Source organism: Methanothrix sp. (genome assembly GCF_030055635.1).
In the GTDB taxonomy this organism is placed as follows: domain Archaea; phylum Halobacteriota; class Methanosarcinia; order Methanotrichales; family Methanotrichaceae; genus Methanothrix_B.
In genome coordinates this window covers 52,826-71,823 of the sequence record NZ_JASFYM010000009.1, presented here as the reverse complement: position 1 = coordinate 71,823, position 18,998 = coordinate 52,826, and the positions used below count along the sequence as shown (strand labels likewise).

Here is an 18,998-nt window from a genome sequence, read left to right as displayed (position 1 = left end):
TAGCGTCATCTCGCTATGTATCTCGGCATCTCGTCGACCTCTATGACGAACGGCTCGTAGGGCTCTATGGTGTTTATCCTCCTGACCCTGCCTATGCCGAGGAACTGGAGCTGGGCTCTCGCGGCCTGCGACTCGGTCTCCTCGTAGAAGAAGTCGTTCGACTGGATCATCCTGTGTGTCATAATCTGTATCTCGTTGACCCTTGCAATCACCCCGGGCGTTCCGTTTACGATATCCTTAAGGCTGGCCTCTGTCACGAAGATCCTGTCTCCCGGGTTGACGCCTCTCAGGGAGAAGAAGTTCAGCGGAGATCTTATCTCTACTGTTCGCACGCGATTATTAACCAGGTCCTTTATCACGTTCCTGGAGATTCCGGTTAGCGCTACACAGATCATCAGCATCACCCGTACATCGGGAACTCCTTTGCCGTGGCCTCTTCTGCGCTGGTCTTAACCTGTGCTGCGAGCTGCTGCATCTGCATCTCTATCTCCGCGGCTCTTTCGAGAAGCTTTGCAGTGCTGACGTTAAGCCCGTATATCTTGTTGAGAGCATCTATGGTCGCCGCCGCGGATCTAGGGTCTGGCTCGTCGCTCATCGTCTCCCCGAGCAGGCAGACCGCGGGTATCCCCTTCAGCCTGCACTCGTTCATTATGGACCCTGAGATGCCTGCTATCGTCCCGAGCTCGAATATCTCTGTCACTCCTCTCAGCTTCTCGAGCAGCTCGGCATGAGACACCGCGCCGAAGACGCGCCTCTGATCCGTCATCAGCGTTATCCCGGCGAGGCACACGATCTCCCTTGTCTTTATGGAGGCCGCCCATCTCACGATCTCCCTGCTCATATCATATGAGGCGAGGGGATGTATCGGTATGTCCGACGTGAGCAGTATCAGATCCAGATCATCCCGCTCGTAAATCCGGACAGGCATGTTTACTACGCCTCCGAGAAGCACCGCAAGAGGCGGGAAGTATCTTGAGGTCATGGCTCCTAGATAGCTCATTTTGAGCTCGTGGATCATGTACTGGCTCGCGATGTTTCCGACCAGTCCGATCCCCGGAAATCCCTCTATCAGAAGCGGGTTCCTGCAGCGTGGCTCCCTCTCCAAGATAACCTGCACAGGATCGTGGTACATGTGCGTATTTGTTGATCTGATATGAGATAAAATCTTCTGATGGGGCCGGAGCATCTGCAACCGCAGCTGGTCTCTGACATTCGCAGCAGGAAATCAGGCATGGCACCTCTCTGTGATCAGACTGACCGGTAACCATGCAGAAAGAGGCGGGTCGGATGCTGCTGTTTGTGGAGCTCGCCTCTCCGGCGGTCGACCTCATGGCGAAGGCATTTCAGCAAGGAGGTGCGGGCTGAGAAAGAAGATGGAGGGACAGCTTCAGCCCGCGGCTGGTAAGACCGGCCGCCCAATAACACGGATATTAGTAATACTATTTAAGTTTTATGTAATAAAAAAGATGACATATTAACAATTTATTCACATGGATAATTCGCATCGACACCTGAGATGATCACACATACATATCTCCGCGCTCTATCTCTCTGGATGCCTTCTTCCTCAGCGACTCAGCGAGCCGCAGGTAGTACTTCATGGTGTCCGGGGTCACAGATGGGCCGATCTCGCGAATTGCGGCGATGAAGTGCCTCTGCTGGACGTGCTCCGAGCTCATGCTCTCTCTGAGCGCCAGGCGGCCTGCCTTTCTGCATATCGCCGCTATATCAGCTCCGGTGTAATGCTCTGTCATCTCAACAAGCGCATCTATATCGACATCTGGGGCCAGGGGCATGTTCTTCGTATGGACCTCGAAGATCTTCCTTCTGGAGGGTTTGTCGGGCACGGGCACGAGTATCAGCTCGTCGAAGCGTCCTGGCCGGAGCAGTGCAGGATCCACGATGTCCGGGCGGTTCGTTGCCCCGATGACCACAACACCATGCAGCTCCTCCAGGCCGTCCATCTCTGAGAGCAGCTGGTTAACGATCCTCTCAGTGACATGGGGCTCGCCAACCGCACCGCCGCGAACCGGAACGAGCGCGTCGAGCTCATCCAGAAATATCACGGCTGGAGCGACCTGTCTGGCCTTTCTGAAAATCTCCGCGACCCGCTTCTCGCTCTCGCCGTACCATTTCGAGAGCAGTGCGCTCCCCTTCGCTGTTATGAAGTTGGCATCGCTCTCGTTTGCAACCGCCTTCGCGAGCATAGTCTTTCCGGTGCCTGGCGGCCCGTACAGGAGTATTCCCTTTGGCGCATTGATGCCCAGCCGCTTGAAGTTGCTCGCGTAGCGCAGCGGCCACTCAACAGCCTCTATGAGGAGCTGCTTCACATCCTCCAGACCGCCTATATCATCCCAGGTGACCTTCGGGACCTCGACCATGATCTCTCTCAGCGCGGAGGGCTGTATCTCCCTGAGAGCTGCCTCGAAGTCGATCCTCTGGACGACGAGCCTGTCTAGGATCTCCTTGGGTATCGTCGGCTCATCCAGATCAATCTCCGGCAGTATCCTGCGGAGGGCGTTCATGGCCGCCTCTCTGCACACGGCAGCTATATCCGCGCCCACGAATCCGTAGGTCAGCTCCGCGAACTCCTCTATGTTGACATCATCTGCTAGAGGCATTCCCCTTGTGTGTATCTGGAATATCTCCTTTCTGCCCTCAAAATCCGGTACCCCGAGCTCTATCTCCCTGTCGAACCTTCCGGGCCTTCTGAGGGCGATATCCAGAGCCTCGGGTCTGTTTGTGGAGCCTATGACGAGAACGTTCTTCCTCTCCTTCAGGCCGTCCATGAGCGAGAGGAGCTGTGCCACCACACGCCTCTCCACCTCTCCTGTGACCTCCCCGCGCTTCGGCGCTATCGAGTCGAGCTCGTCCAGGAATATTATCGCCGGAGCGTTCTTCTCAGCCTCCTCGAATATGTCTCTCAGCGCCTTCTCAGACTCGCCGTAGTACTTGGACATTATCTCCGGCCCGTTGACAGATATGAAGTAAGCATCGCTCTCGTTTGCAACCGCCTTCGCCAGCATGGTCTTTCCCGTGCCGGGAGGCCCGTAGAGTAGTATCCCCTTCGGCGGATCTATGCCCAGCCTGTCGAAGAGCTCCGGATGCTTCAGCGGGAGCTCGATCATCTCCCGGACCTTGGTTATGGCATTCTTCAGCCCCCCGACATCCTCGTAGCAGACAGATGGCACCGGGCGCTCTGAGACCTCAACAGCCTGCGGGAGAAGCTCGATCTCTGTAGCATCAGTTATCTTGACGAGCCCTGAGGGATTCGTGGAGACGACCCTGAGCTTGATCTCTCCCAGGCCGAACGCCTGCGCTCCCAGGAAACCCCGGAATATCTCCTCGAACATCGTCTCTCTGCCGAATGTATCTGATGGCGGCCTTCGGACACTCGTGGTCGAGATTATGTCGCCTTTACACACCGGCCTGCCCTGGAAGACCTTTGTCAGCACCTCGCTCGGAGCGAAGATCTGCATGCCCTTGGTCACAGGGGCGAGTGTCACGTGCTTTGCCTCCGACCACTCCGCCTTCTTCACCTCAACATACTGACCTATGCTCGATCCGGCGTTCGATCTGATCAGGCCGTCCATGCGTATGATGTCCAGCCCCTGGTCTGCGCTGTAAGCGCTCACCACCAGCGCAGCGGTTCTCCTGTCACCTGTGATCTCGATGACATCAAGCGGGCGCACGCCCATCCTCTTCATGTAATCATCGCTGACCCTGGCTATGCCCTTTCCCACATCTCTCTGATCTGCCTCTGCAACCTTCAGCCGCACAGATTCGCTCATATTCCGAAACCATCTCCTTAATGTGGTACGCGTTCCCGATTTTCCGACCCCGCCGAGCTCCAATCCCCCACGGAGATATGGTAGCTTGATTCTTAAAAGTTTGCCTCCCGGCCCCAGAAGGCCAGCTGCTATCTAAGATTGCGTTCCATGAATATTGGTTATGTATTCGCATCGAGTTCAGACACATGTGACCCTGGATTCATGTGGTCTCAGCCAGTGGCTGCTGATTCACAAAACATCAGTTATTCGAGCTCGCAGCCCGATATCCTTTGGGGGGCATCATCTGATGGTGGATGAGCAAGTTCGTACAGATTCATTCGATGCTGAATCTCCGCCGGCTGAGAGAAGCATTATATCCCTCCCAGGAGAAGATGCGAGCATGCTCAAGAGGAGGCATGTGCTCTCCATGAAGGACTTCTCCAGGGAGGAGATCGACGAGATCCTGGAGACAGCGGAGTCGCTCGAGCCCTACGCGCGCGGGAAGGGATCCGATATTCTCGAGGGGAAGATCCTCGCGCTGATGTTCTTTGAGCCGTCCACACGCACCAGAATGTCATTCGAGACGGCGATGAAGCGGCTCGGCGGCAATACCATAAATCTGGGCTCGGCCGAGGCGAGCTCCATAGCCAAGGGCGAATCGCTCGCAGATACTATCAGGGTCGTCGGTGGATATGCGGATGCTATAGTCATAAGACATCCGAAGGAGGGATCGGCACGGCTCGCCGCCGAGTTCTCGCCGGTTCCTGTTCTGAATGCCGGCGATGGCGCAGGCCACCATCCAACACAGACGCTTCTCGATTTATACACAATAAAAAAGGAGAGCCATCTCGAGGATCTCTCAATCGCGCTTGTCGGGGATCTGAAGTACGGCAGGACTGTTCACTCCCTCGCATACGCTCTCTCCCTCTACGGAGCTGACATATACCTGGTCTCACCGCCGACCCTGAGAATGCCCGAACAGATAATCGGGGATCTCTCAAGGATGGGCACGAGGGTGAGAGAGGTCTCCGATTTGAGGGAGATCATAGATGAGATCGATGTGCTCTACATCACAAGAATCCAGAGGGAGCGCTTTCCGGATCCGGTCGAGTACAACAGGGTGGCGAGGAGCTACAGCATAACCACAAGGGACCTGGAGGGAGCAAAGCCAGAGCTCAGGATAATGCATCCTCTTCCCAGAGTTGACGAGATATCCCCCTCGATAGACGAGACCAGGCACGCAGTTTACTTCAGGCAGTCATTTTACGGCGTGCCTGTGAGAATGGCCCTGCTCAAGATGATCCTGGAGGATTGAAAGATGGCGGAGAGAGAGCTCAAGGTTCGTCCCATAAGATCGGGGACCGTCATAGACCACATACAGGCAGGCCAGGCGCTGAATGTCCTCAAGATCCTCGGCATCTCCGGAACAACGGATGCGACGGTCAGCGTGATAATGAATGTAGGCAGCAGAAAGCTGGGCAAGAAGGATATCGTGAAGGTCGAGGACAGGGAGCTGCGGGAGGATGAGGTCAACAAGATAGCCCTCATAGCCCCGGGCGCGACGATAAACATAGTCAGAGATTATGCTGTCGTGGAGAAATACTCTGTGGATCTCCCTGATGTGATAGTGGGTGTCGTGCGCTGCCAGAACCCGAGCTGCATATCGAATACAAACGAGCCGATAAAGCCGAAGATGCTGGTCAAGGAGAAGAACCCGGTCGTGCTGAGGTGCTTCTACTGTGATCAGCCCCTGACAGAGAGGATCGCGGAGTACCTGCTTTGATGCCTCTGCGGCTCGATCGATAGATTAATATGAGACCTCTGCAACGAGAAGAGACATGCAGCCCGGTGGTGTAGCGGTCAATCACGGGAGGCTCTGGACCTCCTTACCTAGGTTCGAATCCTGGCCGGGCTACCATTAACATCACTTACAGGTCGGGTACTCTTCTGCGATTTTGGAACTGGCTCATTTGGTCGAATCGTCGGATGGGAGAGATCCACGACCAGCGACATCCGCCTCGCCCCATTCTGCATGGTACCGATCCGCTGAATCACAGGGATGTGCTTTGGATCTCAGGAGGTCTCTCCCTGATGCGTCTCTCGAAAACTATTTTTAATCTCGGTGATCACAGCGTTCTGTGATCTTCAGAGCATATGATGTCAGGGGCATCTACGGAGATGAGCTGACAGAGGACGTCGCGATGCGCGTCGGTGCCGCTTTCGGCACCTACCTATCAGGCGGGGCGATATCCCTGGGCCGGGACACCAGGACGAGCGGCCCCTCGCTGGAGAGGGCGTTTCTGGAGGGCGTCCTCGGTGCAGGCGTGGATGTTCACAGTTACGGCGTGATACCGATACCGATTCTGGGATTCATCACCATGAGGAGAGGCAGAAGAGCCGCAGCATACGTATCCGCCTCCCACAACCCACCTGAGTACAACGGCATACGCTTCAGAACCGGTGATGGCTATGGCATGCTTTACAGAGATGCTGGAATTGTGGATATTTACACAAAAGGCGAGTTCAGGTCTGGAAGGGGAAGCGTCACTTTTGAGGACGCTGGCAGGGCGATTCTGGAGTACGGGGATTATGCTGCAGATAAGGTCGATATAACCAGAGATCTCAAAGTCGTGCTCGATACTGGAAACGGATCAGCGTGCGGCATAGCGCCTGTGTACACCAGAGCCGGAATCGATGTGGAGCTTTTGAATGCGACCATGGACGGAATGTTTCCGGGAAGAGGGCCCGCTCCGACATCCGAAACCCTGCGAGAAGCGGCGGAGAAGGTTATCAGGACAGGCGCGGACTTCGGGGTCGGCTTTGATCCGGATGCAGACCGCGGGATGGTGATCGATGATAAAGGAAGGGTTCTGCCACCTGAAAAGATAGCGATAATAATTGCCAGAAGGCGCTACGGCCCTGGCGATCTGGTCATCGCAGGCTTCGATTGTTCCATGATACTGGAGCAGGAGCTCGAGCGCGACGGGATACGGGTGCAAAGAGAGCGTGTGGGTGATGTTTTTGTCGCCAACCGCGTAAAAGAATCGGGAGCGGTTCTCGGTGTCGAGAGAAGCGGTCACTTCTTCATTCCTGAGTTTCAGTACTCCGACGATCCCTTCGCAATGAGCCTTGCGCTCGCCGAGATCGTATCAGAGGAGAGGCTCTCTGATATGGCAGACGAGATACCTGATTACCCGTACATACAGAAGAGCATCAGGCTTAAGGAGAACGCTGATGTTGGGGCTGTGATGAAGAACCTCCTGGAAAGACTCGCGGATCTCAGGCCCGACACCACGGATGGCATAAAGGTGGTGAGCGAGGGTCACAGCGTTCTCATAAGACCATCGAACACAGAGCCGCTGATCAGGATATACGTGGAGAGCGTGAAGGATGACGTGAAGGAGATCGCAGGTATCTATGAGAGCATGATCCTGAGCGCGATGAGGGGCGGTAATTGAAGAGAGACGATGTTTGCGTGCTGATTCCCACGCTCAATGAGGCAGGGTCCATCAGGGGAGTCATAGAGGGATTCCGCAGCATGGGCTTCCAGGACATCCTGGTGATCGACGGGCACAGCACGGATGGCACCCCGGATCTGGCGAGGGAGGCCGGCGCGAGGGTGATCGTCCAGAGCGGATCTGGCAAGGGACAGGCCCTCCTCGAGGCATTCGGGCACATAGACAAGGAGTACATCGTGCTCATAGATGGCGACGGAACGTATCTGCCCTCGGAGGTCGACAGGCTGCTTGATCCACTTATTCGGGGCAGAGCGGATCACGTCATAGGAAACCGCTTCTCCAACCTGAGGGGCGGTTCTCTGAAGCGTCTGAACCTTGTGGGGAACTGGCTGATCAACCTGCTCTTCGGGATCATCTACGGGGTTAGGCTCAGGGACATACTCTCCGGATACAGGGCTTTCACCAGATCGGGCATCTCCAGCCTGGATCTTTCGATGACAGGCTTCGAGATAGAGTCGGAGATAACGATAGAGAGCCTGAAGAAGGGTCTCCGGATCGTGGAGGTGCCTATAACGTATCTGCCGAGAGCAGGGGGGACCAGGACCAAGCTCAGCCCGCTCCGCGATGGATCGAAGATCATGCTCACGATCTACAGGCTCGCCAAGACGCAGAACCCTCTCTTCTACTTCGGGCTGATGGGAGCGATCTTCGGGTCTGTGGGATTTCTGCTCGGCCTGTACGTGGTGAGGGACTGGCTCAACGGGAGGGTGGAGCACATACCTCTGACGATCCTGACCGCGATACTGATCATAGTCGGGTTCCAGCTCTTCCTCATGGGCATACAGGGAGACATGATGGCGACGATGCACAGAGAGGTGATGAGGGAGCTCTACAGAAAGAGGCGGTAGGGACATCAAATGCATTTGAAGATGCTTCTCCTCATCGTGCTCCTCATGGACTCCTCCCTGGCGCTACAGGCACCCGGATTCTCCGTCGTTATCGGGAATGCGACAGTTCAAGGAAACGAGGGCTCAGGGGTGCTGACCTCTGAGGCGCCATGCGTGACGTTCAATCTCCTCTGGCTGAGGGATATCGGCGTCGGGCCTGAGAGCTATCTGGATGCCATCCTCCAGCTCTACACCGGCAACGGTCTTGAGATTGGTTCCCACAGCAGATTCAGCTGCAGCATCAGAACCCTCGATGCGAGATGTCTTGACATCAACTACAGCTTCGCAGGGTACGGTGCAAGGAAGACCTTCGCTGTATGGTACTCTCCTGCGGCCGATCGCACATACATCGCCTCGATGGAGTCATGCTCCGGTAGCACAGAGACGCTGCTCAGCATTCTGCAGACGATCTCTGAGATCAACAGATCCAGAACTCTTGCTGAGAGAAAGGGCCGCAACGACACATGGTCGCTGCTCCTCTCAGATCTCCTCTCGAGCTGGAGGTATGCGGACCCATCACATCTTACCGGAGGACAGTTTCTGATCCACACAAATCACACTGTATCTGAGAGAGGGCTTCGATCGTATGATGGCATCGATGTTTCTTTTCCTCAGGATATGTTCATTAGACCTGCTGCTGTCTTTCATCTCCTTAGGGAGGCTGGCTACACCCCTGTGATCATGCAGAGGCAGGGCAGCGTGTGGATCGCTGTGAAGGATGGTGACGAATGGCAGGCGATATCGCTCAATCCTCTGAATCCTGAGAGATCCGTGGGTGTGCAGGTCTTCGAGGACGAATGGTACAGGGGAATTGTGTACAGCGACCCTGGGGAGCTTGCAGCGGCAAACTCGATCAATCTCAGTATACCTCTTGATTACATCGTGAGGAGGTGCGAGCCATCGAGGTATGTTCATCTGGAGATGGACAACAGCACAGACCGCAGCGATCTTGAGAGGATCCTTGGGGAGCACAGCTACATTCCCAGATACAGTGAGGGCAGGTTCGATTGCTCCAACGCATCTCAGGTCTGCTGGTCCTTTCTGAAAGGGATGGGCTATGATGCTTATCTGATGGTGGGGGCTAGGGATCATCCGCTCGGCGAGCACATGTGGGTTGTGGTCAGGACAGAGAGGGGGCACATCGCAATAGAGTCTGCTGTGGTGGGAAAGGAGCAGAACTTTTTGAGCCTCGGGTCGATCAGGAGCGATGCAGATTACTACAGGGGGTTGATGTACAACTCGAGCGTTCATTACTCGCTTCTGAATCCCGAGGAGGGAATGTGGCTGGAGCCTGGAGATGAGAGGATTTGGTCGTGGATTGACAGCAAGGCTGTCAGATAAACTGTCTGAGCCAGCCGCCGAGAGTGCGCAAGGGACGCTGGAGCCCATAAGAGCTGGACGATTCACATGTCGCAGCAGATTGCTGAATCAGATTTGATACATCCTCACTGATGCGATGCCGCAGTTAGCTCAAGTTCCGCAGTCCTCTCTCGGTCCACATTGCCCTTTCATTGCGCGCCCGATTTTCATACAATGCTCACTATATTTGTTCTGGGGCGGAGCATATCCGATTTCCTTCTGCAGATTGGCGAACTACACAATGTTAATTAAAAAATATAATGTATTTCTAATTTTGTTAATGTGTCGCCTCTTTTTCAAACGTTTATATGCATGCACGATGGGAGAAAGTTAAGTATGATGAATGCTCACAATCAAAATGGAGGAATATCATGACTAGGATACTGGTCGCGTACTACTCCCGGACGGGCAACACGGAAAAGATGGCCAGAGCTGTGGCTGAGGGAGCGAGGAATGCTGGAGCGGATGTCGATCTCAAGAGGGTCGAGGATGTTCAGCTCGATGATCTCAAGTCGGCTGATGGAATAGTTATCGGATCCCCCACATACTACGGTCTGATGGCTGCCGAGGTAAAGCAGCTCTTCGACAGAAGCGCGAAGGTGAGGGGGAAGCTGGAGAACAAGATCGGCGCTGCCTTCACATCCTCTGCGAGCATCGAGGGAGGAAATCAGACGACGATTCTCTCCATCCTTCAGGCGATGATGATACATGGGATGATTGTTGCAGGGGATCCGATGGAGACCGGAGGGCATTATGGAGCCATAGCCATCGGCTCTCCCGATGATGACTCCCTGAGGACATGCAGAAAGCTTGGCGAGAGGGTCGCCAGGCTGGCTGAAAAGATCCGCAAGTGATTGAGAAGAATGTGATGCTCTCCAACTTGAATCTCCGATACCATCGCAACATAGATCTCCAAAGGATGCATTGCATCCCATCATGATAGAGGATACCGCAGAGAAGATCAGGAGCATGGAGATACGGGGCGCAGGGCTCATCGCACGTGCAGCAGCTGCTGCGCTGAGGGATTTTGCTCTAAACCTGGATGTATCAAGCCTGGATGAGTTCGACAGGGCGCTGAAGAATGCTGCGGGCACGCTTCTCAGGACCAGGCCAACCGCTGTCTCTCTATCAAATGCCGTGAGGATGGTTGTCAGGTACCGCTCGAAGGATCTCGATTCTGCCAGGAGGGAGGTCGTGGCAAATGCAGATCGCTTCATAGAGAGATCCCTGAGGGCCGTGGAGAGGATCGGCAAGATCGGCAGCAGGAGGGTCAGGGATGGCGATGTGATACTGACCCACTGCAACTCAAGCGCTGCGCTGGCGGTCATCGAGCGCGCTCACATGGATGGAAAGAGCATAAGGGTCATAGCCACCGAGTCCAGGCCCAGGTATCAGGGGCATCTGACCATAAAAAGGCTTGATGAGGTTGGGATCCCAACAGAGCTGATTGTGGATTCTGCTGTCAGAAGCGTTATCGAGGATGTGGATCTCGTTGTTGTCGGCGCTGACGTAATAACTGCCAACGGCTCGCTTGTCAACAAGATAGGAACATCGCAGATCGCGCTCTGCGCACACGAGGCCAGGAAGCCGTTCATGGTGGCAGCCGAGACGTACAAGTTCAGCCCGGAGACGCTCATGGGGGAGCTCGTCGAGATCGAGGAGCGGGGACCTGAGGAGGTTCTCGATGACTACATGAGGTACAAGCATCTCCGCGTGAGAAATCCGGCCTTCGATGTGACGCCCCATCAGTACATAGATGTGATATGCACCGAGGTCGGAGCCATACCGCCGGAGATGAGCTACATAATAATAAAGGAGTGGCTCGGCTGGGAGATCGGGGCATGAGTTGTGACCTCCTCTCCGGCCTGACAGCCGGAGTTTGCGCCCTGCAGTTCTCTAGCATCGTCGAGATCTCGTCTTGATATATCGATCCCAGCCGACTCAATCGGCTCCTCGGGACCACGAACTTTGGAGGGGCAGGGGATCCTGCGGTCAGACCTCCAGGGCGTGCCCGAAGGATGCAGAGGATTTATATTTGTTGAGATCGAGAGATAAAGAGCTGCACCGGAGAGTTTCTGAGCACCGTGAGGTGTTGCCTGGAATCGCAGTCTCATTGCCTGCGGTATTTTTAGGAGGATCCACCATGCGTCAGAGATCTAAAAAGGGTACGCGTTCGAAGGAGGAGGTCTCACAGCTGAGAACCCCCATAGTCTGCGTTATGGGGCATGTCGATCACGGGAAGACAACGCTGCTGGACAGGATAAGGGGCACCACTGTCGCACAGTACGAGGCAGGAGCCATAACGCAGCATATAGGCGCTACCGAGATCCCCCTGAGCGTAATACAGCAGTTCTGCGGTTCCGGGTTCAAGGCGAACCTCATGGTTCCTGGGCTTTTATTCATAGACACCCCGGGCCATCATGCGTTCACATCGCTCAGAAGCCGTGGGGGGTCGCTCGCGGATCTGGCAATACTCATAGTTGACATAAACGAGGGGTTCCAGCCGCAGACAATCGAGTCGATCAACATCCTGAAGAGGTACAGGACTCCCTTCGTCGTCGCTGCAAACAAGATAGACAGGATCCCGGGATGGCGGCCTGTAGAGAACGCCCCGATGGCGAAGAGCCTCGCAGGCCAGACAGAGCGGGTGGTTGAGACGCTGGAGACGAAGATATACGAGCTCGTTGGGGAGCTCTACAAATACGGATTCGACTCCAACCGCTACGACAGGATAGCGGACTTCACGAAGACCGTGGGCATAATCCCGGTCAGCGCCATAACCGGAGAGGGAATCCCAGATCTTCTTCTCGTCTTGGTCGGCCTCGCACAGAGGTTCCTGAAGCAGAACCTTGAGATAGAGTCGAACCGTCCGGGTGTGGGAACGATACTCGAGGTGAAGGAGGAGAGGGGCCTCGGGACGACGCTGGACGTCATACTGTACGACGGCATGATCAGTGTCGGGGACACGATCGTGGTCGGGACGCCACGCGAGCCGATAATAACAAAGGTGAGGGCGCTTCTCAAGCCCAGACCGCTCAAGGAGATACGGAGCGAGGAGCGGTTCACTCCGGTGAAGCACGTCGTCGCTGCTTCCGGCATAAAGGTATCAGCCCCGAAGCTCGAGACCGCGCTTGCAGGATCCACCATACGCGTCGTGGGCGAGGGGGAGGATCCGGAGGCGATAGCCAGGGAGATAAGGTCCGAGATCGAGGCTGTGAGGATCGATACGGACACGGTTGGCGTGATACTGAAGGCGGACACCATCGGCTCTCTGGAGGGGCTTGTCGGCGAGCTTCGCGCCAAGAACATACCCATCCATGTGGCTGATGTTGGCCCGATAACGCGCAGGGACGTGATAAGGGCCGCGGCCCTCAAGGACCCTCTGCTCTCAGTCATACTGGGGTTCAATGTCGAGATACTTCCTGATGCGCTCGCGGAGATACAGAAGCTGGACGTTCCTGTATTCCAGAGCGATGTGATCTACACACTCCTCGAGAGCTACGAGACATGGATGGAGGAGAAGAAGATGCAGATGGAGCAGGAGCGGCTTGAGGCGATAGTCAAGCCAGGCTGCGTTCGCATACTGCCCGACTGCGTCTTCAGGCAGTCCAAGCCTGCTATAGTCGGCGTGCAGGTTGTGGGAGGGACGATAACGCATAACGTGCCACTGATCCGCGAGGACGGCGCTGTGGTTGGCACAATACGCGGGATCCAGCAGAGGAACGAGAACATACCCATGGCAACGGTCGGTCAGGAGGTCGCGATATCTATCGACGGTCCGACTGTTGGGCGCCAGATCCACGAGGGGGATCTCCTCTACGTCAACATACCTGAGAAGCATGCCAGGATCATAGAGCAGGAGCTCAAGCAGAAGATGTCTCAGGATGAGATTGAGGTCTTCGAGAAGTTCCTGGAGATCAAGAGGAAGAAGGACATATTCTGGGGAAGGTGAGCCCTATCAGATTGCGGGCCCGAATCGCTGAACATCCTCTCAGAATCGGCATTCTCCTGCACAATAACTCATGAGTCCTGCTCATGAGTCCTGCAGGGTCGCATACAGTGATGCAAGAACGACCACGGATGAGATGCCCACGATCAATGTCCGGATGCTGGAGACTGGCCCCAGTCAAGGGATCGAATGAGTATCGTGCGCTGTGAGCGCCAGAGGGCACATCATGCGACCAGGTGCTCGCCTGTCTTTCTGCTCAGATTTTCCATGATTCTGTTCATCACATCATAGACGTGAGATACATGATCCTCCCTGAGATCCATCTCCCGGATCGGAAGCGACATGAGCACGCCTATCTCCAGGCCGTAGCTGGTATCATCACGCATCGCTGCACATCTCACGCTCTCGAGCTTCTCCAGAACCATCTCTGATTCCTCAGCCTCATCTCCGACCATCTCCATCCTCCAGCCTTCTGTTATTGACCTTATCAGCTCCATCCTGAGATCCTCGTTGATCCTCAGAACGTCCAGCATCTCTATGATCATCCCCAGAACGCTGCTCCTGAACCTGCTGTGTTCCACGGCCGCCGGCCCTGTGAAGACCGCCTCATAGTAATCCGCTATGCCCATAAGTTTGTTGCAGATGTTTGATCTCATCATTCAGCTCACCGCTTCTACGCCAAAGCCTCCTACAACACGTGCTTCCCACACGCAGCTTTATAGTTGTCACAAATTAACTAAATAGATGAAAATACTCTATACATTTCTATATTCCAATTGACCGCACAGAAAGCGACCGGCACCATTGACGATGCGATTGCTGAGTGAACTGAGCTTGTGGGAAATGGTTTATCTACAATGCACCCAACCCACGGAGCATGTTCACGATAATCACAGGTGCACAGTTTGGTGATGAGGGCAAGGGCAAGATTGTGGATCTGCTTGCTGAAAAGTATGATATCATTGCGCGCTTTCAGGGCGGGGACAATGCGGGGCACACGGTGAAGGTAGGGGACAAGACATACAAGCTCCATCTGGTGCCCAGCGGCGTTCTTTTCAACAAAAGACTTCTGATAGGCCCGGGCGTGGTGCTCAACCCGAAGATACTCTGGGGAGAACTCCAGGCTCTCTGGGGAGAGGGAATGAAGGTGGATCTCGGCATAGACCCGAAGACGAGCATAATAATGCCCTACCACATAGAGCTGGATGCCCTGAGGGAGAAGGCCAGGACGGCAAAGATCGGCACCACCAAGCGCGGCATAGGGTATGCGTATATCGACAAGATCGCGCGCGAGGAGGTGCAGATGGCTGACATCACAGATCCGGAGAAGCTGAGAAGGAAGCTCGAGGAGATAGCGCCGGCCAAGGAAGCTGCGATAAGGGAGATGGGAGGGGATCCGTCTGTTGTGAGAGACGAGGCGCAGCTGAGCGAGTACCTGGAGATCGGAAGGGCTCTGAAGAACAACCTCACAGATGTCTCGCTTGAGATAAACAGGGCGCTCGATGAGGACAGGATGGTTCTCGCAGAGGGCGCGCAGGGATCGTTCCTGGATGTGATCCACGGCACGCAGAAGTTCGTCACATCGAGCTTCACAACAGCAGGCAGCGCGTGCGCAAACCTGGGCGTCGGTCCTGTGCGCGTCGACAACGTCGTGGGCGTTGTGAAGGCGTACATCACGCGCGTGGGTGAGGGGCCGCTGCCAACCGAGCTCAGGGACGAGACCGGAGCCAGGCTCAGGGAGGCTGGCGGGGAGTACGGTACGACGACCGGAAGGCCGAGGCGCTGCGGCTGGTTCGATGCAGTTCTCGGAAGAAAGGCGGTCTATCTGAACGGATACACAGAGCTCGCTCTGACGAAGCTGGATGTGCTCACCGGCCTCAGGCGGATAAAGATCTGCGTCGCATATGAGCTCGACGGGGAGATAATAGATTACCCGCCGGAGAGCACATCCGACCTGGAGAGATGTGTCCCTGTGTATGAGGAGATAGAGGGGTGGTCTGAGAGCATAAGCGATGCCCTGGATTACAGCGATCTGCCCCAGAACGCGAGGGCGTATGTGGAGAGGATACAGGAGCTCATGGATGTGGATATAGCTGCGATATCCGTTGGGCCTGCGAGGGAGCAGACCATCTACATGGAGTGATCGCGCTGAGCGAGCCCGAGGTCGTCTCTAGTGAAGAGCGACTCGAGCTCGAATCCAGCATCCCTCAGCGCCTCCTTTCCTCCCTCCATCCTGTCCAGGACTGCGAGGGCCTGTACAGGCCTGTAACCCGCCTCCTCGATCCGCTCGATCGATCTGAGCAGCGAGCTTCCTGTCGTCACGACATCATCCACGACCGCGACCTTTGCGCCCGCCTCCAGCACAGGCCCCTCTATAAACCTCCTCTTGCCGTGCTTCTTCGGCTCCTTTCTAACGATCAGTCCACACAGATCCCTGCCCTCCATATGACCGACAACGATCATGGAGGAGACGATCGGATCTGCTCCGAGCGTCATCCCTCCGATGGCACTGACCTCCGGCCTCACGAGATCCAGGAGGAGCTTCGCTGTCAGGTACGCCCCCCTTGGGGTGAGAACCATCCTCCTGAGATCGACGTAGTAGTCGCTGGTGCGGCCCGATGACAGGACCACAGTGCCGATCTCGAGCGCCATCTCCTTTATCAGGTTGAGAAGCTGCTCCCTGAGCTCTGACATTGCGACCTCGTATTGCTGAAAGCATGACCGCCTGAACAACCTCACTCCTGGGCAGCGACCTCGACGTTCTCTCTGTATATCGGCGTGCCCTCCGACTCTGTGCACTCCCTGAAGAGCTTCATCAGGAGCTTTGTAACAGGTCCGGGCTTCCCGTTTCCTATAACCCTGCCGTCGATCCTGGAGACAGGCGCTATCTCGGCTGCGGTTCCCGTAACGAAGACCTCCTCTGCGGTGTAGAGATCGAAGAGCCCGAGCCTGGTCTCATGAACCGGTATGCCGTTCCGGCTCGCGAGCTCCAGCACGACCTCTCTCGTTATGCCCTTCAGGTTGTTCAGTGTCGGGGGTGTGTAGATCCTGCCATCCCTAACAACGAATATGTTGTCGCCGCTGCCCTCTGAGATCGTGCCCTCTGCGTCTAGGAATATCGCCTCATCCCCTCCCTTTATATTGGCCTCTATCTTCGCGAGGATGTTGTTCAGGTAGTTCAGAGACTTTATGTTCGGCGGGAGCGCGGCAGGCGAGTTTCTCCTCACGGTGACCGTGATCGCGTTCAGCCCGACCTCGTAGAGGTTGCCATACATCGCGTCCCATTTGACCGCTATTATGATGACAGTGGGCTTTGAGCACTTTCTCGGATCGAGGCCCAGGTCGCCGACGCCCCTGGTGACCAAGGGCCTGATGTACGCATCTCTCAGGTTGTTTCTCCGGAGGGTCTCGAGTATCGCCTCGCACATCTCCTCCTGCGTCATCGGTATATCGAGCATTATGGCCTGCGCCGAATCGTAGAGGCGCCTGACATGCGCCTCGAGCCTGAAGACCCTGCCTCCGTATGCGCGAATGCCCTCGAAGACCCCATCTCCATAAAGAAGACCGTGGTCGAAGACGGAGACCACAGCCTGCTCCCTCGGGACGAAGCTGCCGTTGACGTAAACGATGCTCATGGATGTCCTCCCAATTTGCTTAGGATAAATGGGTTTTGATGCATGGTATCGATGGATTTATTAAAGAATGCATGAACCTAGATGGTTACATCTTCATCGGATGTTGATGTTATGGTACGACTTGGTTTCGTGGTTTCAGAGTTCAATAGGGATATAACATACCAGATGGAGCTCCTCGGGAGGGAGCATGCGCGATTTCTCGGCGCTGAGGTTGTGGAGACGATAATGGTTCCCGGGGTCTACGACATGCCGCTGGCTGTAAGAAAGCTCCTGAAGAGCGATGAGATCGATGCTGTTGTGGCGATCGGATGCGTGATCCAGGGCGAGACCGCGCATGACGAGATAGTCGCACAGCATGCTGCAAGAAAGCTCATGGATCTCTCGCTGGAGTTCGACAAGCCCGTCACGCTCGGCATCAGCGGACCGAGGATGTCCAGGCCGGATGCCCACAAGCGCGTCGATTATGGCAAGCGCGCGGTTGAGGCAGCCGTCAAGATGGTCAGGCGCCTGAGGGGGGAGTGATATGGTATCAAAGAGGCTCGCCTCGATAGAGGAATCAGCCACCATGAGGATCTCTGCGGAGGCCAAGCGCATGAACTCTGAGGGTTTCGACATCATAGATCTCGGTGTTGGGGAGCCTGATTTCGATACCCCCAGACACATATGCGATGCAGCCTGCAGGTACGTGACGGAGGGTAAGACTAGGTACACCCCGACGAACGGGATACCTGAGCTCAGAAGGGCGATCGCGAAGAAGCTCCGCGAGGAGAACAGGATCCCAGCGGTGCCTGAGGATGTTGTTGTCACCCCTGGCGCGAAGATGGCCGTCTTCGCTGCAATCCAGGCGCTCCTCGATGATGGGGATGAGATGGTGCTCATCGGCCCATCATGGGTGAGCTACGAGCCCTGCATCAGGTTCGCTGGCGGCAGGCCCGTGTGGGCAGACGTCGACCAGGATTTCATGCCGATAGATCTTCCTGATGCGATAACATCCAGGACAAAGGCGATACTGGTAAACTCCCCGTGCAACCCGACCGGCGCCGTCTTCGGGCGTGATGTGATGAACGAGATCCGGGATATCGCCATCGACCACGATATCTACGTCGTATCCGATGAGGTCTACGAGAAGATAATCTACGGGCATGAGCACATCAGCATAGCCTCGCTCCCTGATATGGCTGACAGGACCGTTACCATAAACGGCTTCTCAAAGTCATATGCAATGACCGGCTGGAGGCTGGGATACCTCACAGGCCCGAAGGATATACTGAAATGGGTCAGCAGGCTTCTATCCCATTCTGTGTCACATCCGACCACCTTCGTCCAGTGGGCAGGCATCGCAGCTCTCGAGGGGCCGCAGGATGAAGTGAAGAGGATGACAGAGGAGTTCAGGGCGAGAAGAGATCTGCTGGTGGAGGGTTTGAGATCTCTTGGGATAAGATGCGCGCTTCCGGGAGGGGCCTTCTACACGTTCCCCGATGTCTCTCACCTCGGCGGAGGGGATGCCTTCGCTGAGCGCCTCCTGAGAGAGGCGAAGATCGCGGTCACCCCTGGATCTGCATTCGGGCCCGCTGGAGAGGATTACGTGAGGATCTCGTATGCCACATCGATAGACCGCATAAGAGAGGCGCTGGAGCGCATCGGGAGAATGCTGAGTGGTTAGCCGCGCACAGCGACTCTGACGGTGGCTCATGTGGTCGAATCATAGGAGAGGCAAACTCTGATAACCTCCACCATCAGCAGTTGACGCCACATCTTTCTGCGAGGTTAATGATCCGCTGAATCACAGGATGAGCCCTGACGGTATCAGGGGTCACGTAGTGTTCGGGTGGGATCATCAGAGGCCCAGAGGCATCGGCAAAGGATGCGGCCATGTGGGG

17 protein-coding genes and 1 tRNA gene are annotated in these 18,998 nt (G+C 55.7%); 12 read left to right on the top strand and 6 right to left on the bottom strand.

The features are described from left to right. Positions 1 to 5 precede the first annotated feature (5 nt). The 3 genes from QFX31_RS05225 to QFX31_RS05215 form a co-directional block, all read right to left on the bottom strand. Complete coding sequence (locus tag QFX31_RS05225; RefSeq protein ID WP_348531066.1) at positions 6 to 395, bottom strand: DUF473 domain-containing protein; 390 nt, start codon at positions 393 to 395, stop codon at positions 6 to 8. A gap of 5 nt (positions 396 to 400) precedes the next feature. Beyond that, positions 401 to 1,132, bottom strand: coding sequence for a proteasome assembly chaperone family protein (locus QFX31_RS05220; RefSeq protein WP_348531065.1), 732 nt, complete (start codon positions 1,130 to 1,132; stop codon positions 401 to 403). Between the two features lie 388 nt (positions 1,133 to 1,520). Beyond that, a complete protein-coding gene (locus QFX31_RS05215) occupies positions 1,521 to 3,791 on the bottom strand; it encodes a CDC48 family AAA ATPase (protein WP_348531064.1) in 2,271 nt (756 codons plus the stop codon). Positions 3,792 to 4,170: 379 nt separating this feature from the next. On the opposite strand from QFX31_RS05215, the gene pyrB reads away from it, so the two are divergent. The 9 genes from pyrB (at position 4,171) to infB (ending at position 13,486) form a co-directional block, all read left to right on the top strand. Continuing rightward, positions 4,171 to 5,085 carry an aspartate carbamoyltransferase gene (gene pyrB / locus QFX31_RS05210; RefSeq protein ID WP_348531063.1) on the top strand — a complete coding sequence of 305 codons (915 nt, stop codon included), beginning with the start codon at positions 4,171 to 4,173 and terminating at the stop codon, positions 5,083 to 5,085. A 3-nt stretch (positions 5,086 to 5,088) separates the two neighbouring features. After that, positions 5,089 to 5,553 carry an aspartate carbamoyltransferase regulatory subunit gene (gene pyrI, locus QFX31_RS05205; RefSeq protein WP_348531062.1) on the top strand — a complete coding sequence of 155 codons (465 nt, stop codon included), beginning with the start codon at positions 5,089 to 5,091 and terminating at the stop codon, positions 5,551 to 5,553. A gap of 59 nt (positions 5,554 to 5,612) precedes the next feature. Next, positions 5,613 to 5,688: transfer RNA gene (locus QFX31_RS05200), tRNA-Gln, on the top strand. 220 nt (positions 5,689 to 5,908) lie between these two features. Then, on the top strand, positions 5,909 to 7,228 hold the full coding sequence (locus QFX31_RS05195; protein WP_348531061.1) for a phosphoglucomutase: 1,320 nt from the start codon (positions 5,909 to 5,911) through the stop codon (positions 7,226 to 7,228). Next, positions 7,225 to 8,136: an S-layer glycoprotein N-glycosyltransferase AglJ gene (aglJ, locus tag QFX31_RS05190; RefSeq protein ID WP_348531060.1), complete on the top strand. Its 912-nt coding sequence runs from the start codon at positions 7,225 to 7,227 to the stop codon at positions 8,134 to 8,136. Before QFX31_RS05195 ends, aglJ begins: the two co-directional genes overlap by 4 nt. A gap of 21 nt (positions 8,137 to 8,157) precedes the next feature. After that, positions 8,158 to 9,516, top strand: a complete 1,359-nt coding sequence (locus QFX31_RS05185; protein ID WP_348531059.1) for a hypothetical protein — start codon at positions 8,158 to 8,160, stop codon at positions 9,514 to 9,516. A gap of 389 nt (positions 9,517 to 9,905) precedes the next feature. Next, positions 9,906 to 10,388: an NAD(P)H-dependent oxidoreductase gene (locus QFX31_RS05180; RefSeq protein WP_348531058.1), complete on the top strand. Its 483-nt coding sequence runs from the start codon at positions 9,906 to 9,908 to the stop codon at positions 10,386 to 10,388. A gap of 82 nt (positions 10,389 to 10,470) precedes the next feature. Next, positions 10,471 to 11,379, top strand: coding sequence for a ribose 1,5-bisphosphate isomerase (locus tag QFX31_RS05175; RefSeq protein ID WP_348531057.1), 909 nt, complete (start codon positions 10,471 to 10,473; stop codon positions 11,377 to 11,379). A 298-nt stretch (positions 11,380 to 11,677) separates the two neighbouring features. Further along, positions 11,678 to 13,486, top strand: coding sequence for a translation initiation factor IF-2 (gene infB / locus QFX31_RS05170; RefSeq protein ID WP_348531056.1), 1,809 nt, complete (start codon positions 11,678 to 11,680; stop codon positions 13,484 to 13,486). Positions 13,487 to 13,707: 221 nt separating this feature from the next. Here infB and QFX31_RS05165 read toward each other — a convergent pair whose 3' ends face one another. Next, positions 13,708 to 14,142 (bottom strand): hypothetical protein, encoded by a 435-nt coding sequence (locus QFX31_RS05165; protein ID WP_348531055.1) that lies wholly within the window; start codon positions 14,140 to 14,142, stop codon positions 13,708 to 13,710. Positions 14,143 to 14,360: 218 nt separating this feature from the next. Here QFX31_RS05165 and QFX31_RS05160 point away from each other — a divergent pair, with 218 nt between their 5' ends. Further along, entirely contained in the window at positions 14,361 to 15,626 is a 1,266-nt protein-coding gene (locus QFX31_RS05160; protein ID WP_348531054.1) for an adenylosuccinate synthase, read from the top strand. Here QFX31_RS05160 and pyrE read toward each other — a convergent pair. Then, positions 15,614 to 16,177 carry an orotate phosphoribosyltransferase gene (gene pyrE, locus QFX31_RS05155; protein ID WP_348531053.1) on the bottom strand — a complete coding sequence of 188 codons (564 nt, stop codon included), beginning with the start codon at positions 16,175 to 16,177 and terminating at the stop codon, positions 15,614 to 15,616. The two genes, QFX31_RS05160 and pyrE, sit on opposite strands and share 13 nt — an antisense overlap. Before the next feature lie 41 nt (positions 16,178 to 16,218). After that, entirely contained in the window at positions 16,219 to 17,118 is a 900-nt protein-coding gene (gene ilvE, locus QFX31_RS05150; RefSeq protein ID WP_348531052.1) for a branched-chain-amino-acid transaminase, read from the bottom strand. Between the two features lie 111 nt (positions 17,119 to 17,229). Between ilvE and ribH the strand changes: the two genes are divergently transcribed. After that, complete coding sequence (gene ribH, locus QFX31_RS05145; RefSeq protein WP_348531051.1) at positions 17,230 to 17,640, top strand: 6,7-dimethyl-8-ribityllumazine synthase; 411 nt, start codon at positions 17,230 to 17,232, stop codon at positions 17,638 to 17,640. 1 nt (position 17,641) lies between these two features. Beyond that, positions 17,642 to 18,781, top strand: a complete 1,140-nt coding sequence (locus QFX31_RS05140; RefSeq protein ID WP_348531050.1) for a pyridoxal phosphate-dependent aminotransferase — start codon at positions 17,642 to 17,644, stop codon at positions 18,779 to 18,781. Positions 18,782 to 18,998: the final 217 nt, after the last annotated feature.